Raw genomic sequence first — 13,332 nt, 5'->3', positions numbered from 1 at the left:
AGAATCGTCTCAACCCCTTTAATTGTTATTAATTTCCACATCCAGGTGCTGCATTTTTCTTTTCTGCACCCGTTTCACCTGTTAATAAGTCGCCACCTGTTGAAACGATAATCTCATCCGTTACGGTCTGGCTGATTGCATGAGAAACCATCTGTAATATGCTATTCACTTCAAACTGCGCTTCTTTGAACTGATCAACAATTGGCATTTCATCAAGTTCAGCTTCAACTTTTGCAATTTTTTCTTCGACCATCTGTAATGCTTTTTCTTTGCCGTATTGTTCGAAGTTGACGGCTTGCTTTTGTAATGATTTTAAAGACGCCATTTTCTCTCTGACAACCTGCGTTTCATGAATCTGTGCCTCTGCACGTTTAAAGAACTCAACTGCTTCTGTTTCTGCCATCATCTTACCTAATTTTTTTGCTTTTTCCAAAATTTCATCATTTGTATACATCTCTACACCTCAACTGGTTTAATAATTTCTATTAGTTCGCCGTTCATTGAATATTGTTTTGTTTCTGTAATTCTTACTTTAACAAGCTGTCCAATTGCTTCTTTCGGTCCTTTAAAGTTCACTAATTTATTCTTTTCAGTGTATCCTGCGAGAATTTCATCATTTTTCTTAGAAGGTCCTTCACATAGTACGATTACTTCCTGATCAAGATAATGGGACAATGCACGTTCAGTATAGTCACCAACAAGTTTATTTAATCGTTGCAGACGATCCTTTTTCTCACGCATCGGTACATTATCTTTCATCTTTGCAGCCGGTGTGCCTTCACGCGGAGAATACAAGTAAGTATAAGCATGGTCAAAAGCAACTTCCTCATAGAGAGATAACGTTTCCTGGAACTGTTCTTCTGTTTCATTCGGATAACCTACGATAATATCTGTCGTCAGTGCAACTTCTGGCATCGCTGCTTTAATTTTACCAATCAGCTCCAAATAACTTTCACGTGAATACTTACGCCCCATAATCTTCAGCACTTCATTGTTACCGCTTTGAACAGGAAGATGGATATGCGGTACAATGTTACCTCCTGCAGCAATCACTTCAATAAGGCGGTCATCAAAGTCCCATGGATGACTTGTAGTGAAACGTACACGTGGAATATCAATCTTCTGAATATCTGCAAGTAAATCGCCTAATCCGTAGTTCAGTCCATCGATATCTTTACCATAAGCATTTACGTTTTGTCCAAGTAAACAAATTTCTTTGTACCCACGTCGCGCAAGATCACGTACTTCAGCAATAATCTCCTCTGGCATACGACTACGTTCTTTACCACGCGTGAATGGCACAATACAATATGTACAGAATTTATCACAACCGTACATAATGTTGACCCATGCTTTCGTATCACCGAGTCGTGACTTTGGTAAGTTTTCAATAACATCGCCTTCTTTAGACCATACTTCTACAACCATCGCTTTAGACATATAGGCTTCATCTAATATGGCTGGCAGTCGATGTATATTATGGGTACCGAAGATCATATCCACATTTTGATAAGATTTTAAGATCTTATTCACTACAGATTCTTCTTGTGACATACATCCACATACACCGATGAGTACATCTGGTTTCGCTTGTTTGATATGTTTTAAATTCCCAATTTCACCGAAAACTTTATTCTCTGCATTTTCACGAATGGCACACGTATTGAGTAAAATAACATCTGCATCATTGACATCACTTGTCGCTTCATATTCTAGAGCCTCAAAGATACCTGCCATTACTTCTGTATCATGTTCATTCATCTGGCAACCATAAGTTCTAATATAAAATTTACGACCGCGACCTAACCCACGATACTGTTCATCAATTTTAAAATCGCTATGGTAATTCACATCTTCTTTGCCACGACGCTTCGCTTCTTTTAGATTCGGTCCTTGGTAAACATGCTCAAAATATTTGCTATAATCTTTCTCAGGTACTGCTTTGCCTTTTGCACCTGAAGATTGTATTCTACCTTCTTCGTTCATTTAAATAACCCCATTTTATTCATAATATCATTACTATAGTATAGCTTTTATATCAAATATTTTCAAAGTATTTTTACTGTAGATACAACTCACATAAAAACATAAATTTAATCCGTCATTTATATAAGAATGACGGATTAAATTTATTCTAATAATGCTTCATCTCCACTTTTTAACATTTCCGCATAAATACCATCTCTTGTAATTAAATCTTTTTGATAGCCTTGTTCTAATATTTCTCCTTTTTCAAGGACAACAATTTTATCAGCTTTTTTAACCGTATTTAAGCGATGTGCAATGATGATGCTCGTTCTATTTTTCATTAGACGTTCAATCGCCTGCTGAAGTTTCATTTCTGTAACGGTATCAATGTTACTCGTCGCTTCATCCAGCAATAAAATCTTTGGATCTAATATCAGCGCACGCGCGATATTGACTAACTGTTTTTCACCTTGGGAAAGATGTGTTGATTCAAAACTAATTTCTGTGTCGAAACCATTTTCTAATCTCATAATAAAATCATAAGCATTTGCATCTTTTGCTGCCTGAATCATGACTTCGTCAGAGACGTGCTGATTTCTGTACTTTATATTTTCTCGAATCGTACCGTCAAAGATAAATGGATCCTGCAGCACATAAGACATCTGATTGCGTAACGTTTGTTTTGGAATATCTTTTATATCGATACCATCAATCATTATTTTACCTGCGTTAATTTCATAAAATCTTGCCAATAGCTGTACAAGTGTCGTTTTACCTGCTCCTGTCGCACCAACTAAGGCGAGAGATTCCCCTTGATTTAAATGTATCGTCACATCATTAATGGTTGGTTTTAATTGTTCTTCGTTATATTTGAAAGTCACTTGTTCAAATGAAATTTCCCCACGTATCGTTAAATTTCTATTACTGTTATCGATATCTACTTCAGGTTCAGTATCGATGATTTCAAAGACACGCTCTGCACCACTTAATGCAGATAATACAGTGTTGAACTGATTGGCCAGATCATTCAAAGGACGTGTAAATTGTCTTGCATATTCTGCAAATATAACAATTGTTCCGACAGTAATACCATTTCCGTTTAGTGCTAATACCCCTCCGATACCTGCTACAATTGCAAATGATAAATTGTTAAAGAAGTTCATCACTTTCGGAATAAGACCAGAATAAGATACCGACCAGTAGCTGATATCTCTTACTTTTGCGTTCTTCTCAGTAAATCCTTCGGTCACACGGGCTTCTCTTGTAAATAACTTTACAACTTCCTGACCTGAAATAATCTCTTCAATATAACCATTCATTTCACCGATTGCTCTTTGTCTTCTTTTATACAGAATACTCGTACGATTTGTTATCCAGCGCATCGCAATTAACATTAAAGGGATGATCATCATCGTTAATAACGTTAACAGTGGACTAAGCAGCAACATCACAATAATTGTACCAATAATCGTTATAATACTTGATGTAAACTGTATAAATGACGAATTCAGCACTTGAGATATTGTATCGATATCATTTGTCATACGGCTCATCAGTTCACCATGCTGGCGTTTATCAAAAAATGGTATCGGTAACTTCTGAAGTCGACTAAATAGCAGCATTCGTAATTTATACACCGTTTCCTGAGCGATCGTTACCATAATTATTGCAGCAACATATGAAAATAATGATAAACCTATAAATATAAAGAACAGAATCAGAAGATCATTTTCAATGCCTTCAAAATTTTTCTTCAGTATTTTATTATCAATCATCTGTCCAATCATATATGGTCCAATGAGTCCTAATAAAGACGAAATAATCACCGACACTATAACAACTGTAAGCTTTAACCTATTGCCTTCCATCAAGGACCAGATGCCACCGATAGCGTATTTCCAATTGCGTGATTTTGGTATTGGATTGCCTCTTTGATCTGTTTTAATACTTTTGCTCTCTTTTATATCTTTACGCGTTAAAATTACTGGATGACCCAATATCGATTTAATCATGGAGATCACCTCTTTCCTGCGAGTGATAGATTGCTTGATACAGTTCTGATGTTTCTAGCAATGACTGATGATCCCCGAAACCAACGATTTCTCCTTTATCTAATAACAGGATATGGTCAGCTGTCATTGCTGTCTGGATCTTCTGTGTCACAATAATACGCGTCATACTTAGCTTAGATAATTCTTCAAATAAATTATTCTCTGTATGTATATCAAGCGCAGATGTACTGTCATCTAAAATCAGGATGTTCGGCGACTTTATGACCGCCCTGGCAATCGCGAGTCGTTGTTTCTGTCCACCCGATAAATTGACACCCTGCTGTCCGACTTTGGTGTCGTACTGTGCATCGAAATCCAGAATATTCGTATGGACTTGTGCGATCTTCGTTGCTTCTGTTACATCCTCAGATTCAGCATGTGCATTTCCAAATAGGATATTATCAAACACGCTACCTGTAAACAGTATGTTTCTCTGAGGTACATATCCAATCATATCCCTAAGATCTGTAATCTCCATTTCTTTAATATCAATGCCATTGATCATAATCTTACCTTGTGTCACTTCATACATTCTAGGGAGCAGACTAAGTAAAGCGCTTTTACCAGATCCTGTCGCACCCATAATAACGAATTTCTCCCCCGCTTCAATATTGAAAGAAATGTCTTTAAGCACCATTTGATGGCTTAACGGATATTTAAACGATACATTATCAAATACAATTGATGCGCCACCACTCACTTCAATATCCGTGCCTCCATGATATGTATCTACATCAGTAGTTAATATTTCAGACATACGTTCTGCACTTGCTTTTGCTCTTGAATACGCAATGATGATAAATGCAAACATTGAAAACCCACCTTGCATTCTGAGGGCATAGTTAATGACTGCTACGAGTGCACCTACATTCAGTGCGTTATTAGTGACATCTATCGCTCCAATATAAATTACGAACAATAATGCGATATTCATTACGATTAAAAGAAATGGAAGTATACGTTCCATCAACTTTAGTGCACGTGTTGTATCTTCTTTAAGATCTAAAGCGGTATGTTCGAATTTTTCAGATTCATAGTCTGCACTCATATTCGCACGTATCATACGCACAGAAGATAAATTCTGCTGGATATTACGATTCAGTCCATCAAGTTTTTTCTGAACACGTGTAAACAGATTCATACCTGCCTTAGAAGTATAATACAGAAACACAAATATTATCGGAGCACCAATTAAAAGATAGAGTGCTAAGTGCGGCGCAACAATAAAGCTCATGATGATACTACCTAACACTAGAAGTGGTGCACGCAACATAATACGTAAACTCATAAAAAGTACCATTTCACACGCAATCACATCATTTGTCAATCGTGTAATGATACTGGATGTCTTAAAGCTTTCTATGTGTTTAAGTGAAAACTGCTGCACCTTCTTGAACAAGGCGTTTCTCAAGTCAAAGGAGAAACCATGACAGACATGACTCGAAATAAATGAATTGATCACACCACAGATAAACGCAGCAACACTTATGATCAGCAGTATGATTAAATATTGAAGCGTAATATCCATATTCTGCTTGATTAATCCTTCATTAATAATGAGCGATAATATAATCGGTAAACTGAGTTCAACCGCCAGTTCTAATAGCATTAGTATGAGCGCTATAACAATCCATAAGCGATATGGTATTGTAAACTTTAATATCTCTTTCAATAGAACCCCTCCCATTTTGTTTATTTTATACTATTATACATATCGGTTTCCGAAATGTATAATTTATGCTCTATTCCATCGCAACTTTTTTTAAAATAAAGTATAATTAATAATTATTTGGAGAAACGAGGTTTAACCATGTCATTTATCAGTCAACTTATGGATTTTATTTTACATATTGACGAACATCTAGTGAATATCGTTAAAGAATATGGAACATTGACTTATGCAATCTTATTTTCAATCGTCTTCGTAGAAACAGGACTTGTGATTATGCCATTCTTACCTGGAGACTCAATGCTTTTTGCAGCTGGTGCACTCGCCCCTCAAGGCGCATTAAATATCTGGATATTATTTATCGTGTTGTTTGCTGCAGCTGTAATCGGTGACACGGTTAATTATCACATCGGTAAATTTCTTGGACTTGGTGTCTATAATCATCCTAAACTCGGTAAATTCATTAAGAAGGAACACCTTGATAAAGCAGAGGATTTCTTTAATACTCATGGTGGTAAAACAATTGCAATTGCCCGCTTTATGCCCTTTATCAGAACTTTTATACCGTTTGTAGCTGGTGCCAGTAAGATGAAGTATGGTTACTTTATTACGTATAATATTATCGGTGCAGTTCTGTGGGTTGGTATATGCCTACTTGCAGGTTACTTCTTCGGGAATATAAAGATCGTTAAAGACAACTTTGAAATCGTATTAATTTTAATTATATTAGTATCAGTGCTCCCTGCCGTCTTTAGCTTCTTACAATCCTACTCCGTCAGAAGAAAGATGAAAAGAAATGAAGACAGAAAAAAATATTAATGCATCCCCATTAATATTAATAACCGAATGTGAGTCAATCTCACATTCGGTTATTTTAATAATTGAATAATTTGTGCTTTTAATTCTGCGATTTGCGAAACAGATAAATCCTGGTTCACATCTATCGATCTGACTATCGTAGCAGGTTTCTGATTTAAAACGAGTATACGATTACTCATCTTAATTGCTTCATCAATACTATGTGTAATCATCAGCACCGTTTTATCACTCTCCAATAATAAAGACCTCAACCAGATCTGCATATCATTACGTGTTATTTCATCCAATGCTGAAAATGGTTCATCCAGTAACAGTAATTGATGTTCTGTATTTAATGCACGTAGGAATGAAACACGCTGCTTCATTCCCCCAGAAAGCTCATTGGGGTATCTATCTTTAATGGAAGTGAAGCCTGCTCTTTCTAACAATTGTTCTGATTTATTCACGCTATCATTCGCACTGATCTCTGTTGCGAGGTTAATGTTTTGTATCACTGTACGCCATGGCATCAGTGAGTGTGTCTGAGGCATAAAGGACACATGTCCTGTTTTCCCATTGATACGTTCCCCTTGCAATAAGCACTCGCCACTTGAAGGGATGAGTAATCCGCCGATAATATTTAATATCGTACTCTTACCGCTGCCACTCGGGCCGATCAATGCAACAATCTCACCTTTATTCAGTTCTAGGTTAATATTATTAATTACAATATCTTTATCGTAACGATGCATAATATCGTTAAGTTGAATAATAGGAATCATCGTTGCCACCTCAATACAATACGCTGAATAATATATATAACAAGATAAATGACCATAGCAAAGATAATGATCCAGACAATTGCTACAAACACCTGATCTACTTGAAATGCACGCTGAGCTATAAGCATAAATTTACCTAAACCTTTATCACTGCCAAGCCATTCAGAAATGATTGCACCCATTACTGAGTATGTGCCAGCAATCTTTAATCCATTAAAGAAATAAGGCATACTATTTGGCCATTCAAGCTTTTTGAAACGTTCAAGACGCGTTGCCCCCATCATCTTCATATATTTCTCTAATTCTTTATCTGTCTCATTAAATCCTTCAAGTAAGCTCACAGTTATCGGAAAGAAACACACAAGTGTTATCACGATAAGTTTCGGCAATATTCCAAATCCGAACCAAATGACTAGTAGTGGTGCAATGACGATAACGGGTACATTCTGACTCATTATGAGCAATGGATAGACATACTCATGCAGCCCAGGGATTAAACGTAATAGTACGGCTACAGTAATACCGCATAATACCGAGCAAATAATGCCTAATATAACGAGTAATAGAGTCGGATATAAATGCACATGATATGTGTTAAAGTCATTAAAGAAGCTGATAAATATTACGCTTGGCGCAGGTAACGTATATGCATCAACTTGTAGTAACCGAACGAGCAGTTCCCAAAAATAAAGTAGTACTATAAAAAATAGAAAAAACTTAACATATTTCATCATCTATACTTCTGTACAAGCACATCCATCGATACTTCTTCGGCATGATAAAACTTTACTTGTGAAATAATAGATGGACACCCCATTTCACGCATCTCTTTATTCATTAATTCGATTAACTTAAGCAACTCATTCATGTTCCCCTCAATTGATGTTTCAAGCGGATTCACGATGTACTTTAAGTTTGATGCTTCAATCACTTCAATTGCGCGATCAACATATGGAATTACATCTTCACCATTTGGCGTCTTCGGAATAATTTGTATGCTCATTATTGTATCTGCCATTATTTACCCTCCACATATTCATTTGTAAATGCATCTTTAGCAATGAAGTCTTTAGTAATCACTTTGTTATCTTTCATAAACTGTCCAAAATTCTTCCAGATACGTTCTTCCTGATAGCCCCAGTATTTCGCATCATCCTGATATTTAGGTGACAAATATTTTTGTGATGCATATACGAGCTTTTCTTGTTTTTTAAGTTCTGGAACAGACTTCATCAAAATATCTGCACTCTCTTTGTCATGTTTAATTGAATACTCATAACCTTCTTTAAGTGCGGTCATAAATTTCTTAGCTGTCTCACCATTTGATTTTAAATACTTTTCATTTGCAATAACGACAGGTGTGTAATAATCCAGATTTTTATCGTAATCAATTAAATACTGCATATTTACATCGATATTACGTGTTTCTGCTTCGATTCCAGTCCATCCATAATAAACCCATGCGAAATCGATATTCTTCTTAGATGCAGTAAAGAAATCAGTATTTCCCATATTGATAATTTTAGTGTCTTTCACTGATGCTCCGTCTTTTTTCATAACTGCATCAATCATTGGCTGTTCAATCGGTGCACCCCATCCACCGTATGTTTTCCCTGCATAATCTTTCGGTGATTTAATATTCTTATCTTTCAAGCTCATAAATCCACTCGTATTATGCTGGATAATTGCTCCAATCGATTTCACTGGAATGCCTTCAGAACGTGATTGCGTCACTGTTTCCTGTGCACTAATTCCGAACTGAACATCTTTTTTGTTTGCTGCGATAAGCTGATCGGCATTCACTTCACCAGGTGTCTTAATTTCAACATCTAAACCCTGTTTGTCAAAGTAACCTTTCTCTTGTGCTACATATAGTCCTGTATGATTTGTATTCGGCGTCCAGTCCAGCATAATCGTCACTTTTTCTTTCTTATCTTCCTTACCTTTATCGGCTGACTGATCTCCACAGCCTGCTAGTAAAATGACACAACTCGCACTTAACAATAACTTTTTATTCATATTAGCCTCCAAAAAAACACAACCTGATTGCAGGTTGTGTCAGTTGACACTTCCCTACGCTGGTATAATCCAGATCAGGTATATAAGGGTTTAGGACGAATCCAATCTCAGAATAACTCCCCTAGTGTTTAAAAATTTATATTATTTTGTACTGTTTTAGTATAACAGCTTTATTATAAATAAGGTACAGATACTTAGTTTTTATTTGAACTGAGCCATTAAAGCATCAAATTCCTCTTGTTTAATATTTAGATCTGCTTTTGTTAAGTTCTCACTGTAGCCATCAATTTGTGATTCGTACGTCGGTGCATCGGTATCCTGATACACGATACCTGTAACAAGCCCATCTTGTTCGTGTACTGTATTGATCGCCAGCTGTTTATTGGTATGATCATAATCTTCAATATCAGCAAGTTTCGTCAAATTTTCTTTAAACCAGTCATACGTATTTACTTTGTTGTATGTGACACACGGAGAAAATACATTGACGAATGAGAATCCTTTATGATTAACTGCCGCTTCAATAATTGATGTTAAATCTTTTATATCACTAGAAAAGCTTTGTGCGACAAAAGTTGCGCCACTTGCAAGTGCAAGTTCAAGCGGAGAAAGATGCTTCTCAATCGAGCCTTTTGGCGTTGTCTTAGTGACAAATCCATGTGCTGAACTTGGTGATGTCTGTCCTTTAGTCAGTCCATAAATTTGATTATCCATTACAATATACGTGATATCAATATTTCTACGTAGCGCATGAATCGTATGCCCCATACCAATCGCAAAACCATCACCATCTCCACCGGAAGCGATAACTGTAAGCTCCTGGTTTGCCATCTTCACACCTTGTGCCATCGGTAATGCTCGACCATGGATCGAATGCACACCATATGAATTTACGTATCCAGACAGACGTCCAGAACAGCCGATACCTGTTATTAACGCGAGCTGTTCTGGTTCTAAGCCGATGTTCGCACATGCTTTTTGTATCGCCGCTTGTACTGAGAAGTCCCCACAGCCAGGACACCAGTTCGGTTTCACATTATTTCTGAAATCTTTAAATGTTGCCATCTATATTAACTCCTTTAATGTTGCGTTGATTTTCTCTTCAATTTCGTGAGGTAAGTAAGGTGTACCATCATACTTACTCATCTGAATCATCTTACCTTGATGATTCGTATTCATCTTGATAATCTGTCCAAGTTGTCCGTTAAAGTTATGTTCAACAACAATCACTTTCTTCACTTTATCTATCGCTTGCTGAACCTCTTCTGTCGGAAACGGATGAAGTTGTTTCATATGCAGATGGTTTACCTTTCCTTCTACACGATGGATTGCTTCATCAATCGCTCCATACGTTGAAATATAACCAATCACTAACACATCTGCATCTTCATGATACGTATTGTATACAACAGGTTCAGTAATCTTCAGCTGTTCTAATTTACGCATACGTTTTTCCATCTGCTTTGCACGGTTTACGGGAGATTCGCTCGGCTTTCCTTCTTCGTTATGTTCAACACCTGTAACGTGATGGATACCGTTTTTCACACCAGGAATCGTACGTGGTGAAATGCCATTATCTGTTACCGCATAGCGTTTGAAGTATGCTTTATCCTCCGTTGGTTCAACTTCAGTAACAAGTGAACCACGATCAATATTAATCTTATTATAATCAAGTACAGGAACAGTCTGTTTCCCTAAAGAAAGCTGTAAATCACTTAAAATAATAACCGGACATTGATATACTTCCGCTAGATTAAATGCCTCGTTCGTTAAGTAGAAGGCATCTTCAGCAGTTGTTGGTGCAAGGACAATCTTTGGAATCTCGCCATGCGTTCCGTAGATCATCTGCATTAAGTCTGACTGCTCCTGTTTCGTTGGCAATCCTGTAGATGGACCTCCGCGCATCGTATTTACGATGACTAACGGCTGTTCAGTCATACCACTCAGTCCAATCGCTTCCATCATTAACGATAGTCCTGGACCACTTGATGCAGTAAATGCACGTACGCCCGCATAGTTTACGCCTATTGCCATAACTGCTGCAGCTATCTCATCTTCTGTCTGAATTACAGTCCCACCAAAGCGTGGTAATTTATCAATCATATATTCCATAATTTCACTCGCTGGTGTAATTGGGTATGCAGCCATAAAACGTGCTCCACCTGCTAATGCGCCAAGTGAAATTGCTTCATTACCAATCATAAATAAATGTCCTTCTTCGGTTGAAGGTTCTAATTTATAATCCACAGTAAGTTCTGAATGACTTTCAATTTCTGCATAACCTTTGTGTAGCGCTTCTTTATTTAATGTACAGATCTTTTCACCTTTTTTAGCAAACAGGTCATCCACTAAAACTTCGAAGTGCTTTAGGTCAGCGCCTATAAGATTCGCTGTAGCACCGACCGCCACCATATTCTTCATCAATGCCGTACCAAGTTCTTTTGCAATTTCAGTGAATCCCATACTAATAAATGCGCCATTGTAATCCTCTGGTGCAACAGGATCAAACTTACTATCTGCTAGTATTATACCTTCAGCCGTCAGTTCATGATAGTTTAAATCAATCGTCTCCTGATCAAATGCCACAAGTATATCCAGATCATCACTGATAGCATAGACAGGTGTTGTTGATACACGAATCTTATTGTTCGTATGTCCACCTTTAATACGTGATGAGAAATGACGATAACCATATAAATAATAGCCCAGACGATTCAGCGCAGTTGAGAATATCTCTCCAGTACTTTCAATTCCTTCACCTTGCTGACCGCCGACTTTCCAAGAAATTTGTGTCTTCAAAACAATTCCTCCCTAAATTAACTATCTCTAATATAACAGAAAAACCTATGTCTATATAACAGACATAGGTAAATTATATAAAAATCAGTCGAATGGCCGATACGTTATCGACTGAGCGGTTGATCCTCATTGATAAGTATTCTTTCAATTTTCTTTGCTTGACCATTGGATTTAAGTTCTACAAATACACCGCTTAACACACCACGTCCCGTATCTGGAACAACATGTTTAACTGGCATTCCTGTTAAGAAGCGGTGAATGACCTCATCCTTATTAATACCAAGTATCCCATCATAGTAACCTGTCATACCGACATCTGTAATAAAAGCCGTGCCCCTAGGTAAAATACGGTTGTCACTCGTCTGAATATGTGTGTGTGTCCCAACAACGACGCTCGCTCGGCCATCTGTATAATATGCAAATGCACCTTTTTCACTTGTTGTTTCAGCATGAAAGTCTACAAAGATATAATCCGTCTCCTGTTTAGCGATTTCATATAGCGCATCGAACTTCTTAAACGGACAGTCACTCTGCATCATAAATGCTCGCCCTTGTAGATTGATCACAGCAATCTTCTTATCATTAAATTTAATGATTTCCATTCCTTTACCTGGCGCTTCATCAGGAAAGTTTGCTGGACGAATAATCTTATGATCGCTATTTAGCAACTCATAACTATCACGCACGCCATATGTATGGTTACCCATCGTGACACAATCAACTCCGAGCGTCATCATTTCTTTAAATATCTTTTCTGTAATCCCTCTTCCATGCGCAGCATTCTCACCATTGACTATCGTAATATTCGGTCCATACTTCTTTTTAAGCTGTGGTAAGTACTCATCTAACATATTACGCCCAACCGCACCTACAACATCACCGATAAATAATATTCTCATAATTCACTACCTCTACTCTATTTGTCTTTATTATATAGAAAATCATAAATGAATTAAATGATTTTTATTGATACAATCAAAAATGAGGTGATAAAATGCATTTTATCGGAACAGCAGTCACATTGTTCATCGTATTTTTTATTACATATATGATATGTGATCGCATAACGAATTATTTTAGAACAGTAAAACAGCCCCCTAAGTATAAATCAGCACTAGTTGGGGGCATCATTTTCTCGATTGGATTATCTATCATGCAATACTGGTCCACAATGTAAAAAAGATGACTAGAAATATAACATTTCTAGTCATCTTTTTTGATTCTACTCATGTCTGACCGCTCGTGT

General features: G+C 37.0%; 13 protein-coding genes and 1 riboswitch. Of the genes, 2 read left to right on the top strand and 11 right to left on the bottom strand.

Annotation, left to right across the window (positions count from 1 at the left end; genetic code table 11):
- Nucleotides 1–28: 28 nt before the first annotated feature.
- The 4 genes from ACZ2V4_RS00875 to ACZ2V4_RS00860 form a co-directional block, all read right to left on the bottom strand.
- Nucleotides 29–454 carry a YlbF/YmcA family competence regulator gene (locus ACZ2V4_RS00875; RefSeq protein WP_490514374.1) on the bottom strand — a complete coding sequence of 142 codons (426 nt, stop codon included), beginning with the start codon at nt 452–454 and terminating at the stop codon, nt 29–31.
- 2 nt (nt 455–456) lie between these two features.
- The gene (gene miaB / locus ACZ2V4_RS00870; RefSeq protein WP_219494703.1) at nt 457–1,986 is read right to left on the bottom strand and encodes a tRNA (N6-isopentenyl adenosine(37)-C2)-methylthiotransferase MiaB; all 1,530 of its coding nucleotides are present in this window, start codon (nt 1,984–1,986) and stop codon (nt 457–459) included.
- 143 nt (nt 1,987–2,129) lie between these two features.
- Nucleotides 2,130–3,980 carry an ABC transporter ATP-binding protein gene (locus tag ACZ2V4_RS00865; RefSeq protein WP_490514373.1) on the bottom strand — a complete coding sequence of 617 codons (1,851 nt, stop codon included), beginning with the start codon at nt 3,978–3,980 and terminating at the stop codon, nt 2,130–2,132.
- On the bottom strand, nt 3,973–5,691 hold the full coding sequence (locus tag ACZ2V4_RS00860) for an ABC transporter ATP-binding protein (RefSeq protein WP_413475271.1): 1,719 nt from the start codon (nt 5,689–5,691) through the stop codon (nt 3,973–3,975). The genes ACZ2V4_RS00865 and ACZ2V4_RS00860 overlap by 8 nt, the downstream gene beginning before the upstream one ends.
- A 138-nt stretch (nt 5,692–5,829) precedes the next feature.
- Between ACZ2V4_RS00860 and ACZ2V4_RS00855 the strand changes: the two genes are divergently transcribed.
- Nucleotides 5,830–6,507 (top strand): DedA family protein, encoded by a 678-nt coding sequence (locus tag ACZ2V4_RS00855; RefSeq protein ID WP_420494387.1) that lies wholly within the window; start codon nt 5,830–5,832, stop codon nt 6,505–6,507.
- A gap of 50 nt (nt 6,508–6,557) precedes the next feature.
- On the opposite strand, the gene ACZ2V4_RS00850 is transcribed toward ACZ2V4_RS00855, so the two are convergent.
- The 7 genes from ACZ2V4_RS00850 to ACZ2V4_RS00820 all read right to left on the bottom strand — a co-directional run bounded on the left by ACZ2V4_RS00850 (nt 6,558) and on the right by ACZ2V4_RS00820 (nt 12,985).
- Nucleotides 6,558–7,268, bottom strand: a complete 711-nt coding sequence (locus ACZ2V4_RS00850) for an ABC transporter ATP-binding protein (RefSeq protein ID WP_241427501.1) — start codon at nt 7,266–7,268, stop codon at nt 6,558–6,560.
- Nucleotides 7,265–7,999, bottom strand: coding sequence for an ABC transporter permease (locus tag ACZ2V4_RS00845; RefSeq protein ID WP_241427500.1), 735 nt, complete (start codon nt 7,997–7,999; stop codon nt 7,265–7,267). Before ACZ2V4_RS00845 ends, ACZ2V4_RS00850 begins: the two co-directional genes overlap by 4 nt.
- The gene (locus tag ACZ2V4_RS00840) at nt 7,999–8,286 is read right to left on the bottom strand and encodes a thiamine-binding protein (RefSeq protein ID WP_099483136.1); all 288 of its coding nucleotides are present in this window, start codon (nt 8,284–8,286) and stop codon (nt 7,999–8,001) included. Before ACZ2V4_RS00840 ends, ACZ2V4_RS00845 begins: the two co-directional genes overlap by 1 nt.
- Entirely contained in the window at nt 8,286–9,287 is a 1,002-nt protein-coding gene (locus ACZ2V4_RS00835) for an ABC transporter substrate-binding protein (protein ID WP_219494698.1), read from the bottom strand. The genes ACZ2V4_RS00840 and ACZ2V4_RS00835 overlap by 1 nt, the downstream gene beginning before the upstream one ends.
- 34 nt (nt 9,288–9,321) lie before the next feature.
- A riboswitch (TPP riboswitch) is annotated at nt 9,322–9,420 on the bottom strand.
- 68 nt (nt 9,421–9,488) lie between these two features.
- The gene (locus ACZ2V4_RS00830; RefSeq protein ID WP_490514372.1) at nt 9,489–10,352 is read right to left on the bottom strand and encodes a 2-oxoacid:ferredoxin oxidoreductase subunit beta; all 864 of its coding nucleotides are present in this window, start codon (nt 10,350–10,352) and stop codon (nt 9,489–9,491) included.
- Nucleotides 10,353–12,086 (bottom strand): 2-oxoacid:acceptor oxidoreductase subunit alpha, encoded by a 1,734-nt coding sequence (locus ACZ2V4_RS00825; protein WP_219494696.1) that lies wholly within the window; start codon nt 12,084–12,086, stop codon nt 10,353–10,355.
- A 104-nt stretch (nt 12,087–12,190) separates the two neighbouring features.
- Entirely contained in the window at nt 12,191–12,985 is a 795-nt protein-coding gene (locus ACZ2V4_RS00820; protein ID WP_490514371.1) for a TIGR00282 family metallophosphoesterase, read from the bottom strand.
- Nucleotides 12,986–13,080: 95 nt separating this feature from the next.
- On the opposite strand from ACZ2V4_RS00820, the gene ACZ2V4_RS00815 reads away from it, so the two are divergent.
- Nucleotides 13,081–13,263, top strand: a complete 183-nt coding sequence (locus ACZ2V4_RS00815; protein ID WP_041635906.1) for a hypothetical protein — start codon at nt 13,081–13,083, stop codon at nt 13,261–13,263.
- The last annotated feature ends 69 nt before the right edge of the window (nt 13,264–13,332 follow it).

This window comes from Macrococcus sp. CoH-51_TC_04 (assembly GCF_058188655.1).
This window is presented reverse-complemented; position numbering and strand designations above follow the sequence as displayed.

What these genes read in the sequence shown, in the direction of transcription:
- miaB (WP_219494703.1), bottom strand. Translation starts at nt 1,986, where the DNA reads ATGAACGAAGAAGGTAGAATACAATCTTCAGGTGCAAAAGGCAAAGCA.
- ACZ2V4_RS00815 (WP_041635906.1), top strand. Translation starts at nt 13,081, where the DNA reads ATGCATTTTATCGGAACAGCAGTCACATTGTTCATCGTATTTTTTATT.
- ACZ2V4_RS00855 (WP_420494387.1), top strand. Translation starts at nt 5,830, where the DNA reads ATGTCATTTATCAGTCAACTTATGGATTTTATTTTACATATTGACGAA.
- ACZ2V4_RS00830 (WP_490514372.1), bottom strand. Translation starts at nt 10,352, where the DNA reads ATGGCAACATTTAAAGATTTCAGAAATAATGTGAAACCGAACTGGTGT.
- ACZ2V4_RS00865 (WP_490514373.1), bottom strand. Translation starts at nt 3,980, where the DNA reads ATGATTAAATCGATATTGGGTCATCCAGTAATTTTAACGCGTAAAGAT.
- ACZ2V4_RS00835 (WP_219494698.1), bottom strand. Translation starts at nt 9,287, where the DNA reads ATGAATAAAAAGTTATTGTTAAGTGCGAGTTGTGTCATTTTACTAGCA.
- ACZ2V4_RS00845 (WP_241427500.1), bottom strand. Translation starts at nt 7,999, where the DNA reads ATGAAATATGTTAAGTTTTTTCTATTTTTTATAGTACTACTTTATTTT.
- ACZ2V4_RS00820 (WP_490514371.1), bottom strand. Translation starts at nt 12,985, where the DNA reads ATGAGAATATTATTTATCGGTGATGTTGTAGGTGCGGTTGGGCGTAAT.
- ACZ2V4_RS00850 (WP_241427501.1), bottom strand. Translation starts at nt 7,268, where the DNA reads ATGATTCCTATTATTCAACTTAACGATATTATGCATCGTTACGATAAA.
- ACZ2V4_RS00840 (WP_099483136.1), bottom strand. Translation starts at nt 8,286, where the DNA reads ATGGCAGATACAATAATGAGCATACAAATTATTCCGAAGACGCCAAAT.
- ACZ2V4_RS00875 (WP_490514374.1), bottom strand. Translation starts at nt 454, where the DNA reads ATGTATACAAATGATGAAATTTTGGAAAAAGCAAAAAAATTAGGTAAG.